This window comes from Pseudanabaena sp. PCC 6802, assembly GCF_000332175.1.
GTDB lineage: Bacteria > Cyanobacteriota > Cyanobacteriia > Pseudanabaenales > Pseudanabaenaceae > PCC-6802.
This window is the reverse complement of the sequence record NZ_KB235914.1, coordinates 3,237,565-3,253,018: the sequence shown is the minus strand read 5'-3', so window position 1 is coordinate 3,253,018 and position 15,454 is coordinate 3,237,565. Positions and strand designations below refer to the sequence as shown.

Below are 15,454 nucleotides of genomic sequence, written 5' to 3'. Positions count from 1 at the left end.
CCCCAAACCCCCTACTCTTTCTGATCTGAAAACCGCTATAGCGAGAAAAGTAATACCAATTCTTCAAAATTGAACTACACATGAACCTATGTACGGGCGAACGGCCGTTCGCCCCTCCGTCAATCTGTAAATTTATTTTAGGGAATTGGTATAACGTCTGCAGAGATAGCATAATAGTAAATATGCAAAGCATACTTAAACCGACTTTATACGAGCAGGACTACGATCTGTGGCTGCAAACGCAAGTTGCATACTTGCGCGCCGGACTACTCAGCGAAATTGATTTTATTAATTTAGTTGAGGAACTTGAAAGCATGTCTAATCGCCAGAGAAGAGAACTGCAAAGCCGATTGCAAACCCTCCTGGCTCATATCCTGAAACGTAAATATGTGGATAGCCCCTATGACTACAACGGCTGGGACAGGACGATCCGCGAGCAAAGGAAAGAGCTAAAGCTACTACTGAAACACTCACCCAGTCTGCGTAATTATTTTGTTGAAGTATTTCCTGAAGCTTGGCAGGACGCGATCGCTGAAGTACGGGATGAATATTCAAAGACCGAATTTCCAGAAACATGCTTTTTTGACATAGACGTAGATACAGTCCTCACGCAAAAATTTTTTGATTGATTGTGGCTTGTGCAGCAGTGTTTGAGCGCTACAATGAACCACTTAATGGGGACTAGCGAAACAATCGCTCTAGGAGTTAGTCTTCAAGGTTCAAATCACGGCTAAAACTCAAGCATTCAACATGAATAATTCAAAATTGCACGTAGGGCTGCTGTTTGGCGGTCGCTCCGGAGAGCACGAGGTATCAATTGTTTCAGCTAAAGCGATCGCTACGGCTCTGGCACAAAACCCCAGCTACGACGTACGGCCTTTTTATATTCAAAAAGATGGTACCTGGCGATCGCCTCAGGATTCCAGTGTAGTTTTAGAATCGGGAATGGCTCCCGCTGCATCTGCGGAGAGCGCTAATTTCCAGTTGCCGGTTGAAGTCAACGCGATCGATCTGTGGTTTCCCGTGCTGCACGGGCCGAATGGTGAAGATGGCACGGTGCAGGGTTTACTACAACTGATGCAAAAGCCCTATGTGGGTAATGGAGTTCTGGCATCAGCCGTGGGTATGGACAAGATTATGATGAAGTCCGTATTTGCTCAAGCGGGCTTAGCGCAGGTAAAGTACGTGGCACTCAGCCGCGCCAGTTGGCAGCGGCAACCGGAGATTTGGTGCGAGCATATCGAACTGGAACTGGGCTACCCTTGCTTTGTGAAGCCGTCAAATTTGGGATCGTCAGTGGGTATTTCTAAGGTACGCGATCGCGCTCAGCTCATCAATGCGATCGCTTCTGCCATTAGCTACGATGCTCGCGTAATTATCGAGCAAGGGGTGAATGCTAGAGAAATTGAGTGTGCGGTGCTGGGTAACGATCGACCGCAAGCTTCAGTAATAGGTGAAATTACGTTCAAGAGCGACTTCTACGACTATGAAACAAAATACACGCCAGGCATGGCGGATCTGATTATTCCAGCGGTATTGCCCCCAGAAGTCGCTCAAGCGGTGCAGGATATGGCAGTTAGGGCATTCCAAGCAATTGCGGGTGCGGGGCTTGCTCGCGTGGACTTCTTTTATATCGAATCCACGGCCACGGTTCTGATTAATGAAATCAATACCTTTCCAGGTTTTACCGCTACGAGCATGTATCCCAAGCTCTGGGAGGCTACAGGAATTGGATTCCCAGAGCTATGCGATCGCCTGATCGCCTTAGCCCAAGAGTAAGAATGCGATCGCGATGACCCCATATGCCTAACGTTCCTAGAGCTTTCCATGCCAAGGTTAATATCGAACGTCAAGTGCCCATTCCCATGCGAGATGGCATAAATTTGACAGCAGATATCTATCGTCCTAAGGGTGTAGATACACCTCTGCCCGTTTTGTTGATGCGCTTACCCTACGGTCGAGCGATCGCATCGACAGTTACCTACGCGCACCCCAGTTGGTATGCCATGCAGGGATACATCGTGGTAATTCAGGACGTGAGGGGATGCGGGACATCGGCGGGAGAATTCTATCCATTTCGCCACGAATACGAAGATGGCTATGACACGGTACGCTGGTGCGCTCAGCAGCTCGCAGGCACAAATGGCAAAGTGGGCATGTATGGATTCTCCTATCAGGGCGTGACGCAGTTTCAGGCGGCAGTAATGCAGCCACCTGGTCTGGTTACGATTTGCCCCGCTATGGCATCGGCAGATTTTTATCATGGTTGGTTCTATTTTGGTGGCGCGCTCTGTCTGGATTTTGTCCTGGGTTGGGCGTTACAGCTAACGCAAAACCGAGCGCAATTCTTGAAATTGGAGCCGCAGGCGACGAATCTGTTCAATGCCCAGAAACGACTGGTGGAATTACTAGAGACAGCTCCCTTAGAAAGCATCGACGTACTAAAACAAGAACCTTTGGGGCAATTCTTTTTTGATTGGATTCGCAGCGATCGCGCCGATAGCTCTTACTGGCAGGAGTTGAACCCCCTCAGTCGATTCGAGCGCTACGACTTACCTGCTTTGCATATAGCGGGGTGGGCAGATTTATTTATCGCAGGAACGATCGATACTTACATCCACGCGCAACAGCATACAAAGCAACTGCAAAAGCTTGTAGTCGGGCCGTGGCAGCATATGCCCTGGTTGCGACAGGTAGGAGAAATTGATTTTGGCGAGACTGCCGTATCTCAAATTGACGCTCTACAGGTAGACTGGTTTGACTATTGGCTCAAAGGTATTGATAACGGTATCGTCGATCGGGCACCCGTGCGGGTATTTTTAATGGGTAAGAACCAGTGGAGCGATCTACCCAATTGGCCTGGGTCGCAGAGCGATCGCATCGCTAAGGAGATCGAAGACACTACAAACGAGCAATTAGACTTCTATCTACATCCAAATCATCAATTAAAAAATAGCGCACCTCCTACAGATTTCCCACCCGATCTGTACGTTTACGATCCTCGCATTCCCAATCCCAGCACTCCCTACGGCCCGTACGATCAGCGCCTGGTACACCAGCGTTGGGATGTTTTACTTTATCAAAGCGATGTCCTTGTGGAGGAATTAGACATTTGCGGTACGCCAGAATTTCTACTCTATGCCGCCACTACAGCACCTGATACAGATTGGATAATTAAACTAATGGACATCTATCCCGATGGACAACAGATGCTAATATCGATGGGAGTGTTACGTGCCAAATATCGTCATGCTTGGCACGAACCAATCAATATAGAAGCAGATCTGGTTTTAGATTATGCGATCGCTCTACGTCCTACCTGCCATTGCTTTTTGATAGGGCATCGTTTGGGTGTCGCGATCGCGAGTGCGGCTTTCCCTCTAGTCGAACGCCATCCCAATACTCAACAGCCGCCACGTTCAGCATTAGTCAGCAACTATGTGGAAGCCGTACAACAAGTGCACCACAGCCGTAACTTTCCTTCGTGCCTGCGCTTGCCCAAGCTGCTAGTCTGATATAGCTCATAGCCAATAGGCTTAGGACGGGGTGCAGGGGGGGAACCCCTGCGTGGGGGCGCAGCCCCCACACCCCCTGTCCTAACAGATCTGTCTACGGCTATATCAAATCCCGATCTGTTACTCCCTTTTCTCGCAGTCTGCGCAGGCAGGCTTTGTTTGTATAGCCGCGACTTCTAGTCGCCAGCTTCTGCCAATAAAGTTCTGGCGGTTTCTGCGACTCGATCGACCGGATCGTGACTGAGCTGGATCAAAGCTGCACGGGCTTCTGGTCCGCCGATTTGATGCAACGCCTGCGCAAGGCGGTATCTAATTTCCCAGTCGGGGTTGTTAACCAGGGGCAAAATTAGCCCTAAACCTCTTGGATCGCCCAGATCGCCCAAAGCGCCAAGTGCGGCGATTTTAACCAGCTCTGTTTCATGGTTAAGTGCTTCTGCCAAAATCTCGAAGCCGCGTCGATCGCCCAATTCACCTAAAGCCACAATAATACTGAACTGCAACAACCATTCGTTTGTGGAGCGATACACCTCCACCAGAAGATCGAATGCTTCTGTCAGCTTTAGCGCGCCGATTGAGTCCGCCGCCGCCGCCCTTACATCTGTTTCAGAATCGTGGAGGAGTCGGTCGGATAAAAGCGCGAATGCCGCCGATGGATCGTGCTTTCCCACGCTAGCAAGCTGGCTAGTAGCATCGTAGCGAATCCGCGCCTTGGGATCGCTTACTGCCATACAGACAAGCTCAAACCTTTCTGCCAAATCCAGACCGCGCCCTTCATTTAAAGCACGCAGGCGATCGCCAAAATCTTCAGATTGGAGCAGTTCTTGCAAAGATTCAAAGTTAACTGTCATGATTTGTTGACATATTTCTTTAATAAAAGACCATACGGCAAGCCTGTTGTAATTGTTAAGATCTTTCTACGACAAGCCAACCGCCGATCCCTGACAACCGAGTCGCTAATTCTTAATAAGCTAGCGTCTCTAAAGTCTCGCGCAGGTAACGCAAAATCAGGTCATTAAGGGGTTCATCACCTTTGAGATCGTTAACCAGTTTACGTGATTTCTGCCACCGCTCGAAGCCAGAACTATTTGCAATTACTTGCTTCAGGTGTTGCCAAGTTTTTGTATCTTGCATCGGAGGAGTTAACTCAGTACTACCTGGAGGTATATTCATAATAAGGTTACCTAGGCTGTGTGTACACTTACTTTCCGCTGATTTCTCAATGTTTTTGTCGATCGCAAACAAGGAGGCTTCAAAGCTATGGTAGCACTTTGGCTGGAATTGCAGCGCGATCGATGATAGACATAATAACTAATAGGAGATATCGACTAGACTTGATAATATGAACACTGCTAATCCTGCATTCTCGGAGACATCAAACCCTGAAGCAACAAAACTAGAGCCTAGTTTTGCTATACCAGTAACGCTCGTGCTGTTGGCAATACCACTTTTATTGGTACAAGTATGGTTGGGTATCGCGATCGCTATATTTGGTCTATTTCTCCTATTTCAGACCGTAACGTTGCGTCTGTTTTTTACAGCTACTGCTCTGGACATTTATCGTTCTGACACGCTAATTCGCCGATTTCCCTATCAAGATTGGCAAACTTGGCGCATTTTTTCGCCTTCGTTCCCTGTATTGTTTTATTTCAAGGAAGTCAAAAGCATTCACTTCCTGCCAATTTTATTCGATCCCAAAACATTGCAGGCTTGTCTAGAAAAACATCTGCCTCTTAGTCAAAGTCAATGAACTTGTATCTCGGCCTAGATTTTGGCACCTCAGGTGCGAGGGCGATCCTCATTGACTCCAGGGCGCAAGTACATGCTGTGGCTAAACGGTCTTACAACATTGAAAGCGTAGAGACTTGGCAGTCTACCCTATTCGATTTGATCGATCGAATTCCCCCAGAACTGCGCTTTTCCATCAACGCGATCGCGATCGCTGCCACATCAGCCACTATTTTAATCTGCGACTCTTTTGGTCAACCCGTTAGCCAGCCACTGCTCTATCATGATGGGCGCGGTTCTGCCGTACTGGCAAAACTAAGTAGTTTTGTCCCAGAGGGGCATATTGTAATTGGTGCCACATCTAGTTTGGCAAAGCTAGTTTGGTGGTACGAACAGCATCTCAAGCGCCTAGGTAACAACGTCAGCCTGTATTTGCAACATCAAGCCGATCGCATAGGGTTTCTGCTGCATGGAAAACTAGGCGTGAGCGATTACCACAATGCACTCAAGCTGGGTTATGACATCCTGGAACTGCGCTATCCCGACTGGCTGACAAGTTGGCAGAGTTCCATTCAATTACCGCGAGTCCTAACACCAGGCGTGCCGATCGCACCCATCAAGCCAGAGTTGGCAGCAAAATTTGGTCTATCACCCAGTTGCTCGATCTGTGCGGGAACGACCGATAGCACTGCGGCATTTCTGGCAAGTGTCGGTACTGATGCCAGCCCTGGGCAAGCTGTAACCTCGCTAGGATCGACACTAGTCTTGAAGGTACTCAGTCAGGATCGCGTCGAAGATGCTCGCTATGGTATTTACAGCCATCGCCTTGGCGATCGGTGGTTAGTAGGTGGTGCCTCCAACACGGGGGGTAATGCCTTGAGTCAATTTTTCAGCGATCGGGAATTAGTCCAGCTTAGCGAACAGATTAATCCCGACTGGCCCAGCCAATTGGACTACTACCCTCTGTCTAAGCCAGGGGAAAGGTTTCCTGTTAGCGATCCCCAAAAATTACCCAGACTCCAACCTCGACCAGACAATCCCGTAGAATTTCTGCATGGGTTGCTGGAAAGTATTGCCAGAATTGAGGCGGAAGGCTACCGATTGTTGCAATCTTTGGGAGCATCTCCCGTATATTCAGTTTGCAGTATCGGTGGAGGAGCATCAAATCGAACGTGGGAACGGATTAGATCTCGCTACCTGCAAGTACCTTTAATGACAGCGCAACATTCTGAAGCAGCTTACGGCGCAGCCTTGCTAGCCCTGCAAAATGCTCAAAGTGAACCTAGCGTCTAGAGTAGTATGTGTAGGTGGGCATTGCCCGCCCTACTGTCCGAATCGATGTATCGGATGATGTATATGCTTGATATAGTTTATGCTTACTCCTCTTAAACGCCAAAAATTCGATCTGTTAATCCCTACTGTCCCCACTGCCGATCAATATCAATATTACTGGGGAACAAGCCAGGATGTATTCCGCCGCGTATTGATCTCAGTGGCTTTGTTAGTAGTGTTTTCATTGCTATACAACCGCACCCAAGAAAATAGCCCTAATAGTTTTGCCGGGTTGCTGATGTTTGTTTGTGCTGGGTTGGGCGGTCTTTACTGGCTGCTGGGGCCGGTAGCTTCTGCTATGAGGCGTAATGGCAAGCTACGTAGATTTGCCTACGTTGCTTTCTGGGAGGCAAAGGTAACGGATGTTTACTTATCAGAAGAAGTGTTGTCCAAGCAGGAGAGCATTGACGATCGCGGTCGTCTAGAGGTCATTCATAACACCGAAAGCTTTTTGAACGTAGAACTGGGCGATCGCACCGGATTCGCCACCACCTTGCGAGTGCCAATGCAAAGACAATACAAACGCATCCAGCCCAGGCACACAGTCTGCATGCTGCTGCTGTCCAACGATCCCAACTTCAATCGCATCAGCAAAATTACCAGCGATGCGTACATACCTCAAATCAACCTATGGATTAGTGATTATCCCTACCTCAGTCGCGATGCTTTTGTTAGCTTAACTAGGTATATGTTCTCAAGGAATAAACCAATTATTGAAGTCAACCGCAATTAAGTCATTAAAATGCTTAAAAGAATATAAATTTGTGCTTTAAATAACCAAGCAATTTATCGCAGATGATAGGCTGGGATCATGTCTGCACAGGGCTTCTGTAAAACCCAACTTGGTTATGACAATGTTAAATTCCTTTGACGTAAATTCGATCCCCTGCTGTTACCGCAATGAAACAAATACTGTGCAGATTATACGTATTTCCGAGCCTATTTCTGCATATTTTGAGCGTGTAATAATGCCAGGCCAAATTGTTTACTTCAAGGCACCCACGCACAGCGCATTGGAAATCCATACAGCTAAGATGGCTAGTTCAGTGCATGCCGACACATTGCCCTGCGAGCAATTGCATTGTCCTACAAATAGCGTAACCAATAGCAACAATGACTTGCTGAAAAAACAAGATATCTCTGCCAAGTCTAATTCCTTTTCCAAAGCAGCATAGCTCCTCAGTTCGGCAGTGGTTAAGATTTAGCGATCGCAGAAGCGATCGAAATCCTCACGAAGTGCAATAATTTGTAACAGTAGCGCTTGTGAGAGCAGATGCATGGAACCACAAATCACCAATTCTCAAACTAACCAGGTAGTAGATTCAGATCGAGAAGAACTGCATCTTCATGAATGTGCTGTCTGTGGCTATGTTTACGATCCCAACTCTGGAGAAGAGAAGGCCGGGATCGCTCCAGGCACGGCATTCGATTTAGTACGTGAAGATTGGCGCTGCCCTGTTTGTAACTCTAAAAAAAATAAATTCAGGGATATTGGGGTTGCTAACAAACCATCTGGGTTTAAGGAAAACCTGGGCTATGGGTTTGGTGTCAACGTCCTCACTCCAGGCCAGAAAAATTTGCTTATTTTCGGGGCGCTAGCCGTTGGATTCCTTTTCTTTATGAGCTTTTATGCCCTTGATTAGCCTAATCGCAGCCTGTCGAATAGGCTTAGGGCGGTTGCAGGAGTAGAACCCCTGCTTGGGGTCGTAGCCCCTGTACCCTCCTGTACTAGCAGATAGATGTTTCTGCAGCTATAGTTTGGTAAATATTAAGAACAAATTGTTAGGGATTGTCTGGTGAATAAGAAATTCTGGTGTTTATTGACAGTATTACTGGTACTCGTCAACCTTTTGTTTGTGAATGTAAAAGCAGTAATTGCAGATGAAACTGTGGCATGGCATAAGGTTGCACTCCCCACAAAAGCAACGCCCCAAGATTTAGCTTTCACTGGCTCCGATTTTCAGCATGGGTGGCTCGTAGGGTCTGAGAACACTATTCTGGAAACCAATAATGGGGGTAATGACTGGGAAGCCCGCCATCTCGATCTAGGAGACGGTAACTATAGATTTACTTCAGTTAGCTTCTCAGAAAATGAAGGTTGGATTGCTGGCAAACCTGCATTGCTATTACATACCGTTGATGGTGGGCAATCCTGGTCGCGCATTGGTCTTAGCTCAAAGCTACCAGGCGATCCAATGCTGGTCAAAGCTCTGGGGCCTAACTCAGCGGAGATGGCAACTGATATTGGGGCAATCTATCGCACCCAAGATGCGGGGCAAAACTGGACAGCCATGGTTACTCAAGCCGTGGGAACAGTACGCCATCTCAACCGCAATGAAGATGGGCGATATATAGCTATCTCTGCCAAGGGTAACTTTTATTCAACTTGGCAACCTGGAGATGCGGCATGGACGCAGCATAATCGCAACAGTTCTCGGCGCGTCCAAAATATGGGTTACGGTCCTGATGGTCGGACATGGATGCTCAACCGTGGCGGACAGTTGCAATTTAGTAAGCCTGACACTCTAGATGAGTGGGAAAAGCCCCAGTTTCCTCGCGATGCGGAAGGCTACGGCTTGCTCGATTTAGCCTACCAGGATCGAGATAATATCTGGATTGCTGCAGGTAGTTCCAAGCTATTGCATAGCGAAGATAGGGGCGAAACCTGGCACAAAGAGAAGTATTTAGAAGATGTGGGGGCTAATTTTTACAAGATTTTATTCTTAGGAAGCGATCGCGGTTTCATCTTGGGACAATCTGGTACGTTACTCACCTACACAAACCCTTAGTCATTGCTCTTAGGGGCTTGCGGTTAATAATAATTAATTCCCAACCGTAGCCTGTGTCAGGCGTTAGCCGTAACGCATCGCGGTTACCTTTTTTTCATGCAAGTCCCCGATCTCGCAAACCTTTCTCCCGTCTTGGGAGAAGGGATGACGGGTGGCCATTTCTTCGGTAAACTCTCACGCCAAATCCACACGAATTGCTCCTAGCTGTTGGGTTTAACCGTATACATATTCAAGATTTCTCGACCGCGTCGGGTCAATAGCTCAGATCCCTCAAGTAGTAATAAATATTGGCCTTGTCGCAAACAGTTGCGGCAGGCGATCGAGGTGCTACTTTTGTAAAACAGACCGTACATGCTTCCCAAAGTACCGCCAATTAGGCAGCCCATCGCACCTGTTGCAACTGATAATGCTAGTAGTGTCTGATACCAATTTAACGATGGGAACCTTAGATTGAGAAACAATTGCACGACTATACCAGCCGCAACCCCCAAGCCAGTAAATAGAAATATACCTTGCTTGGCGTATCGCCATGCCATTCTTCTAGGTTCTAACAAACCCACACTTTCAGGACTACTAAATCCCCTCCCCACCAATGCTAAATTTTCTGGAGATATGCCATGATTCTGTAGCAACCTATAGGCTTCAAATGCTGATACTTCATCTGGCAGGACAGCAATCATCAATCTGGCGTTTTTCGATCGAGTTGAAGTCACAAATACTGCCTAACCTTAGCTTCAGTAATAAAGATATTTATGAAATTCTACAAAATTTGAGAGACATAATTCTGTACATGCTTTCATAAATTTATGCTCTGTATTCAAAATTTACAATTTATAAAGGTTTTAAGGAACCTGCATGACAATAAGATACCCACGATCTCAAGACAATTCTGCTATTGCTATACATAAGTTTAACGTGATGTGCGACTTTCCCCATCGCCCTCACCCAAAATCCCTCTCCCAGAGCGGGAGAGAGACTTTGGCCGATTCTGGCTCCCCTTCTCCCAAGGCAGGAGAAGGGGCTGGGGGATGAGGGAGTACGTTAGTTGCACATCGCGTTAAGTTTAAGTAATGGATAATCCAAGTGGGTATTGCAAGAAAGCATTCTGCTAACAAAATCCGAGCTTTAGAAATATTGGTACGGCTAAAACGACTGTACCCTCATGCAACCTGCACGCTGACATATAGCACTCCCGTACAGCTTTTAGTAGCTGTCATCCTGTCTGCACAATGTACTGACGATCGCGTCAATCTGGTTACACCGGAACTATTTCGGCGCTTTCCTGATGCCAAGGCGATCGCTGCTGCCAATCTTGACGAATTGATGGAGTTAATTCGTTCCACTGGTTTTTATCGTAACAAGGCAAAGAACATTCAGGCAGCTTGTAGCATAGTTGAGAGCGACTTTGGTGGTGCAGTACCGCAGTCCATGGAGTCGTTACTAAAGCTACCTGGTGTGGCGAGAAAAACTGCCAACGTGGTTCTGGCTCATGCCTTCGGCATCAATGCAGGGGTGACGGTCGATACTCATGTCAAACGCTTATCTCAGCGTCTAGGCATGACTAAGTATGAAGAACCAGTTAAAATAGAGCGAGACTTGATGAACTTGCTGCCCCAAAATGATTGGGAAAACTGGTCGATTCGTCTCATCTACCACGGTAGGTCTGTTTGTAAGGCTCGCAACCCCGACTGTATAAATTGCGATCTTTTAGATCTGTGCCCGACAGGACAAAAATCTGTGGGAGAGCGATCGCGATCGCTCATGCCCCCCATTACATCTTGAGATGCACCCCTAGAAGCTTTGAAAAATCAGAACGCCGAGAATACCTGATGCTACAACAGCTAGCAAAAGATTATTCCAGAATTGACCGGCTCTGGCATCAAACCCGAGGGCAGTATCTTCGCGGCTGGCAGTAAAGAACATGGACCAGGCTTGCGTAGCGCTGAGAGGTGCGAACTGATTGAAATCCGATCTGAAGGCGATGGGGGTATAGAGGTTTTTGCCTTCAAAGTTAAACATAGTTTTCATTAGCGTGCTCCGTGTTTGGTGTGATAAGCGTGCAAAGGTTTATGTAAATAAATGTAACAATTGCTTGACATGGCGGCAATTTGACTTGAGGGGGATTTGTCTTGTCAAAAGTCCATCTCTTGAGGTCTATGCAGTAAGAACTATGCCTAAAGAGACGATCTCGGCCTACACCTTTGAACCTGCGCTAGCATATTGAAGAGCATATTGAAGAGCATATAAATATTGAGGGAGACTTCATTGGTTAATTTAGTTTCTGATTCAACAGCTACGCCAGAGCTTAACGATATTTCACTCCTCGCCCTCGAGCAGCCTCAAGAGTGGGATCTTAGCGATCTATATAAGGGATTTGACGATCCCAATCTGGCTCAGGACTTGCAACAGCTTCAAGATCGTGCTGCGCAGATGAGGCAACTGTACCGAGGTAAGGTCGATAAATTATCTCCTGTTGAGATCCATCAATGCTTGCAGACGTTAGAAGCGATCGCTCAGACATCCGGCTATCTCTACTCGTTCCCGTCTCTAATATTTGCCGCCGACATGCGCAACACGGAGGCAAAGCAATTTCTCGATAAAGTTATGGAAGCTCTCACGGCGATCGAGAATCAACTGCTATTCTTCGATCTGGAATTGCAAAGCATGGAGGCAGAAGATTTCCAGGTATTGCAGTCCGCACCGGAATTGGTGGGTTATCGGCACTATCTCGATCGCATCGCTCAGTTCCGTCCCCACAAGCTATCGGAAGAAATCGAACAAACCCGCAATCAAGATAGCCTGACTGGACGGCAGGCATTTATTCAACTGCGATCGCTGCATATGGGAGCGCAGGAATACGAGCCAGTAGAAACCCCCGATGGCAAGGTTGCCAACACTGAAGCCGACCTCGGGGCTTTGCTCTATCACCCCGATCCGACTATCCGTCACAAAGCTTATCTATCCGTGCGGCAGGTCTTAAAGACGCATAATCTGCTTTATGGATTTATCCTCAATACGGTCAGCCAGGATCATCGCATCGAATCTCAGATGCGCGGCTATGCCACCACACTCCAAAAGCAATTACTGGTAGACGAGGTGTCCGAGCCAGTATTTCGTGCCATTATGGATGGGATGCATCAGCGCATGGCGCTATTTCAGCGCTACTACAAACTCAAGGCGATCGCGCTGGGGCGAGCGATTCGCACCTGCGATTTATACGCACCTTGGCAAACTAACGCCGATGCCGCACCGTTAGAGATTGACTACAAAACAGGTGTAGAGACTCTACTGGCAGCGTTGGAGCAGTTTGATATCAACTACGCTAGACGAGCGGAAGAATTTTTCATCAAAGGTTGGGTCGATGCTAAAGTGCGTCCCGGCAAGCGCGGCGGAGCTTTTTGCTCCTACAGTCACGGTAAGCATAGTTATTTGCTACTTTCTTATACGAATAACTACAATTCGCTGTTCACGCTAGCACATGAAATGGGACATGGCTTGCATTTTGCCTGCATCGAATCGGCACAGTCCTATTTCAACAGCAACCCGCCGATGGTAAGTGCCGAGGTTGCTTCCACGTTTAACGAGTTACTTCTGCTCGACTATTTGCTGAAGTCATCTGCTCACGATCGGCAACTTGCAAAAGCGTTGATTACTCAGCAGTTGGAAGATCAATTGAATTTGCTATTTAGACAAAGCACGATTAGCAGATTGGAGTTAGCAATTCACGAGCGATCGGCAGAGGGTAGCTTCGATCGCACCTTTGTCAACGAAAAGTGGATGGAGCTTTATCAGGAACTGTGCGGTGATGCAGTGGAAGTGTTGCCAGAGCATCAGTACGACTGGGCGAGAGTGGGTCATATTTTCTTCAAACCCTTCTATTGCTATCAATACACCGCCTCAAATATCGTCAGTCTTGCTTGCTATCAAAAATATCGTGAAGTTGGGAAAGACTTTGTTTCTGGCTATTTGGAATTACTTGCCGCTGGCGGTAGTATGAATCAGGTAGAGGCATTGCGGCGATATGTGGATGTCGATTTGGAGAATCCTGTTACGATCGCTAATGCGCTGAATTATGTGGAAGGATTGCTCGATCGCCTGCAAGCAACTCTCTAGGGTCGCCCATCTAACTCTTATTTGGATGAAAATGGGTGTATATCTGCTGTGCCAGTTTTGGCCCGATACCTGGCGTGTCGGCAATTTGCTCGACACTGGCTTGACGGATATATTCAACGGAGTGGAATTTAGCTAGTAGTTGTTTTTGGCGATGGTGTCCCAAGCCCGGAATCTGGTCGAGATAGGAGCGTTGCATCCTTTGACTTCGCTTTTTGCGATGGAAAGTAATGGCAAAGCGGTGCGCCTCGTCGCGCAGCCGCCGCAGCAACTGCACGCCGGGATGATCGGCATCGACATCCAGCGCTCTGGTTGCACCAGGCAGGTAAATCTCCTCCCTCTTTTTTGCTAAACTAATCACTCGCAGATCTTCTGCTAAACCCATTTGCTCGATCGCGCCCATTACGGCTGAAAGCTGTCCTTTCCCACCATCGATCGTAACTAGATCGGGGAAGTCGTCGTCAAAGCGATCGCTTTTTTCTTGCATTTCATTGGTCGGTTCGCCCACTGGCTCTGAGGTATTGGCATATTTGCGAAAGCGCCTGCTAACTACTTCCGCCAGACTGGCAAAATCATCCGAATGCCCGGCAGTAACTTCGGGATTCCTAATTTTGTAATGGCGATAGTGTTGCTTGGCGGGCAGACCATCGATGAATACCACCTGGCTCGCTACGGCATCTGAACCCTGGATGTGCGAGATGTCATAACCTTCGATGCGATGGGGCAGATCGTCCAAATCGAGAATCTCCATTAAGCCTTCTAAACTTTGGATGTTGCGATCGCTTTGTTTTTGCACCCTTGCCAATTCGTATTGAGCGTTACGCTCCACCATCTCAATTAATTCTGCCTTCAGTTGCCGCTGTGGCGTAAAGATACTTACCTTCTTCCCTCTCCTTTCCCCGAGCCAAGCACCCAGAACATCTGCCTCTGGCAATTCTAATTGGGTGTGAATCTCATTGGGAATCTCAATGGGTTCGCAACTTCGATAATGTGCTTCCAGGGTGCGTTGCAAAATCATGGCTGGCAGCTCGCTCTGGCTATCCGCTACAAATGCCAAGCGTCCCACTAATCTACCAGCGCGAATCTGGAATAGCTGAATGCAGCTATGTTGGTCATCGCTAGCGAGGGCGATCGCATCGCGAGAAATCGTATCATCTGGGAGGGATACTTTTTGGTCGGCACCCAGATTTTTTAGTGTATTAATCCGATCGCGAATAAGAGCAGCTTTCTCAAATTCCAGATCTGCCGCTGCTGCTTCCATCTTAGCAGTGAGGTTATCGATCAATTCCCGAGTCCGTCCCTGAAAGATCATGGCGACCTTTCGCATAGTGTCGTGATAGTCTTCTGAGCTAATCAGTTGTTGGCATACGCCAGGACACAGGCCAATATCGTAGTTGAGGCAGGGACGATCCTTGAAGAGGGGTTTGGGGCGCTGACGCAGAGGAAACACGCGCTTGATGATGCCCAATGTCTGTTTCAGATTATGGGTATCGACATATGGGCCGTAGTATTTGTCTCTGGCATTGCCAAGATCGCGGCGGCGGGTAATAAATATGCGGGGATAGGCATCCGACCAGGTGATACAAACATAGGGGTATTTTTTATCATCTTTGAGCAATACGTTGTAGTGGGGTTGGTGTTGCTTGATCAGGTTGTCCTCTAGGGCTAAAGCTTCTGCTTCGGTATCGGTAACGATAAACTCAATTTCGCTGACTAGCTGCACCATCATGGCAATACGCGGCGACAAGTCCTGACTGCTGCGAAAATAGGAACGCACGCGCGCGCGCAGGCTCTTGGACTTACCGATATACAGGATTTGATCCTGGCGATCGCGCATCATGTATACCCCTGGCTCTAGGGGAATTTCTTTCAGGCGTGCTTGTAGCTTTTCAGGATCTTGGAGTAAAGGCAAGGCAGTAATTATAGTCAATAGATAAACAGCTAATTACTCCATGCTAACCTTAAGATACAACGTATAGGAAA

Annotated in this window: 16 protein-coding genes; 11 read left to right on the top strand and 5 right to left on the bottom strand. The window is 47.7% G+C overall.

Annotated elements, in window-relative coordinates; all coding sequences use genetic code 11:
- Window positions 1–182: 182 nt before the first annotated feature.
- The 3 genes from PSE6802_RS0120825 (at window position 183) to PSE6802_RS0120815 (ending at window position 3,515) form a co-directional block, all read left to right on the top strand.
- Window positions 183–629 carry a DUF29 domain-containing protein gene (locus PSE6802_RS0120825; RefSeq protein WP_019501975.1) on the top strand — a complete coding sequence of 149 codons (447 nt, stop codon included), beginning with the start codon at window positions 183–185 and terminating at the stop codon, window positions 627–629.
- Between the two features lie 121 nt (window positions 630–750).
- Window positions 751–1,779 carry a D-alanine--D-alanine ligase family protein gene (locus tag PSE6802_RS0120820; RefSeq protein WP_019501974.1) on the top strand — a complete coding sequence of 343 codons (1,029 nt, stop codon included), beginning with the start codon at window positions 751–753 and terminating at the stop codon, window positions 1,777–1,779.
- A gap of 23 nt (window positions 1,780–1,802) precedes the next feature.
- Window positions 1,803–3,515: a CocE/NonD family hydrolase gene (locus tag PSE6802_RS0120815; protein ID WP_019501973.1), complete on the top strand. Its 1,713-nt coding sequence runs from the start codon at window positions 1,803–1,805 to the stop codon at window positions 3,513–3,515.
- A gap of 176 nt (window positions 3,516–3,691) precedes the next feature.
- Here PSE6802_RS0120815 and PSE6802_RS0120810 read toward each other — a convergent pair whose 3' ends face one another.
- On the bottom strand, window positions 3,692–4,363 hold the full coding sequence (locus PSE6802_RS0120810) for a HEAT repeat domain-containing protein (RefSeq protein ID WP_019501972.1): 672 nt from the start codon (window positions 4,361–4,363) through the stop codon (window positions 3,692–3,694).
- Window positions 4,364–4,475: 112 nt separating this feature from the next.
- The gene (locus tag PSE6802_RS0120805) at window positions 4,476–4,685 is read right to left on the bottom strand and encodes a hypothetical protein (protein WP_019501971.1); all 210 of its coding nucleotides are present in this window, start codon (window positions 4,683–4,685) and stop codon (window positions 4,476–4,478) included.
- A 169-nt stretch (window positions 4,686–4,854) separates the two neighbouring features.
- Between PSE6802_RS0120805 and PSE6802_RS0120800 the strand changes: the two genes are divergently transcribed.
- The 6 genes from PSE6802_RS0120800 (at window position 4,855) to PSE6802_RS0120775 (ending at window position 9,361) form a co-directional block, all read left to right on the top strand.
- Window positions 4,855–5,262, top strand: coding sequence for a DUF3119 family protein (locus PSE6802_RS0120800; protein ID WP_019501970.1), 408 nt, complete (start codon window positions 4,855–4,857; stop codon window positions 5,260–5,262).
- Window positions 5,259–6,533 carry an FGGY-family carbohydrate kinase gene (locus tag PSE6802_RS0120795; protein WP_019501969.1) on the top strand — a complete coding sequence of 425 codons (1,275 nt, stop codon included), beginning with the start codon at window positions 5,259–5,261 and terminating at the stop codon, window positions 6,531–6,533. The genes PSE6802_RS0120800 and PSE6802_RS0120795 overlap by 4 nt, the downstream gene beginning before the upstream one ends.
- 79 nt (window positions 6,534–6,612) lie before the next feature.
- Window positions 6,613–7,305, top strand: a complete 693-nt coding sequence (locus tag PSE6802_RS0120790) for a hypothetical protein (protein ID WP_019501968.1) — start codon at window positions 6,613–6,615, stop codon at window positions 7,303–7,305.
- Between the two features lie 115 nt (window positions 7,306–7,420).
- A complete protein-coding gene (locus PSE6802_RS0120785) occupies window positions 7,421–7,747 on the top strand; it encodes a DUF1830 domain-containing protein (RefSeq protein ID WP_036945693.1) in 327 nt (108 codons plus the stop codon).
- 102 nt (window positions 7,748–7,849) lie between these two features.
- Window positions 7,850–8,215 carry a rubredoxin gene (locus PSE6802_RS0120780; RefSeq protein ID WP_019501966.1) on the top strand — a complete coding sequence of 122 codons (366 nt, stop codon included), beginning with the start codon at window positions 7,850–7,852 and terminating at the stop codon, window positions 8,213–8,215.
- A 153-nt stretch (window positions 8,216–8,368) separates the two neighbouring features.
- Complete coding sequence (locus PSE6802_RS0120775; RefSeq protein ID WP_019501965.1) at window positions 8,369–9,361, top strand: photosynthesis system II assembly factor Ycf48; 993 nt, start codon at window positions 8,369–8,371, stop codon at window positions 9,359–9,361.
- A gap of 200 nt (window positions 9,362–9,561) precedes the next feature.
- On the opposite strand, the gene PSE6802_RS0120770 is transcribed toward PSE6802_RS0120775, so the two are convergent.
- Window positions 9,562–10,074, bottom strand: a complete 513-nt coding sequence (locus PSE6802_RS0120770; protein WP_019501964.1) for a hypothetical protein — start codon at window positions 10,072–10,074, stop codon at window positions 9,562–9,564.
- A gap of 370 nt (window positions 10,075–10,444) precedes the next feature.
- On the opposite strand from PSE6802_RS0120770, the gene nth reads away from it, so the two are divergent.
- Entirely contained in the window at window positions 10,445–11,143 is a 699-nt protein-coding gene (nth, locus tag PSE6802_RS0120765; RefSeq protein ID WP_019501963.1) for an endonuclease III, read from the top strand.
- A gap of 9 nt (window positions 11,144–11,152) precedes the next feature.
- On the opposite strand, the gene PSE6802_RS0120760 is transcribed toward nth, so the two are convergent.
- Window positions 11,153–11,389, bottom strand: a complete 237-nt coding sequence (locus PSE6802_RS0120760) for a hypothetical protein (protein WP_026103445.1) — start codon at window positions 11,387–11,389, stop codon at window positions 11,153–11,155.
- A 237-nt stretch (window positions 11,390–11,626) separates the two neighbouring features.
- Here PSE6802_RS0120760 and PSE6802_RS0120755 point away from each other — a divergent pair, with 237 nt between their 5' ends.
- Window positions 11,627–13,474 carry a M3 family oligoendopeptidase gene (locus PSE6802_RS0120755; protein ID WP_019501961.1) on the top strand — a complete coding sequence of 616 codons (1,848 nt, stop codon included), beginning with the start codon at window positions 11,627–11,629 and terminating at the stop codon, window positions 13,472–13,474.
- A gap of 10 nt (window positions 13,475–13,484) precedes the next feature.
- On the opposite strand, the gene uvrC is transcribed toward PSE6802_RS0120755, so the two are convergent.
- Window positions 13,485–15,401 (bottom strand): excinuclease ABC subunit UvrC, encoded by a 1,917-nt coding sequence (uvrC, locus tag PSE6802_RS0120750; RefSeq protein WP_019501960.1) that lies wholly within the window; start codon window positions 15,399–15,401, stop codon window positions 13,485–13,487.
- Between the last annotated feature and the right edge of the window lie 53 nt (window positions 15,402–15,454).

What these genes read in the sequence shown, in the direction of transcription:
- PSE6802_RS0120825 (WP_019501975.1), top strand. Translation starts at nt 183, where the DNA reads ATGCAAAGCATACTTAAACCGACTTTATACGAGCAGGACTACGATCTG.
- PSE6802_RS0120820 (WP_019501974.1), top strand. Translation starts at nt 751, where the DNA reads ATGAATAATTCAAAATTGCACGTAGGGCTGCTGTTTGGCGGTCGCTCC.
- PSE6802_RS0120815 (WP_019501973.1), top strand. Translation starts at nt 1,803, where the DNA reads ATGCCTAACGTTCCTAGAGCTTTCCATGCCAAGGTTAATATCGAACGT.
- PSE6802_RS0120810 (WP_019501972.1), bottom strand. Translation starts at nt 4,363, where the DNA reads ATGACAGTTAACTTTGAATCTTTGCAAGAACTGCTCCAATCTGAAGAT.
- PSE6802_RS0120805 (WP_019501971.1), bottom strand. Translation starts at nt 4,685, where the DNA reads ATGAATATACCTCCAGGTAGTACTGAGTTAACTCCTCCGATGCAAGAT.
- PSE6802_RS0120800 (WP_019501970.1), top strand. Translation starts at nt 4,855, where the DNA reads ATGAACACTGCTAATCCTGCATTCTCGGAGACATCAAACCCTGAAGCA.
- PSE6802_RS0120795 (WP_019501969.1), top strand. Translation starts at nt 5,259, where the DNA reads ATGAACTTGTATCTCGGCCTAGATTTTGGCACCTCAGGTGCGAGGGCG.
- PSE6802_RS0120790 (WP_019501968.1), top strand. Translation starts at nt 6,613, where the DNA reads ATGCTTACTCCTCTTAAACGCCAAAAATTCGATCTGTTAATCCCTACT.
- PSE6802_RS0120785 (WP_036945693.1), top strand. Translation starts at nt 7,421, where the DNA reads ATGACAATGTTAAATTCCTTTGACGTAAATTCGATCCCCTGCTGTTAC.
- PSE6802_RS0120780 (WP_019501966.1), top strand. Translation starts at nt 7,850, where the DNA reads ATGGAACCACAAATCACCAATTCTCAAACTAACCAGGTAGTAGATTCA.
- PSE6802_RS0120760 (WP_026103445.1), bottom strand. Translation starts at nt 11,389, where the DNA reads ATGAAAACTATGTTTAACTTTGAAGGCAAAAACCTCTATACCCCCATC.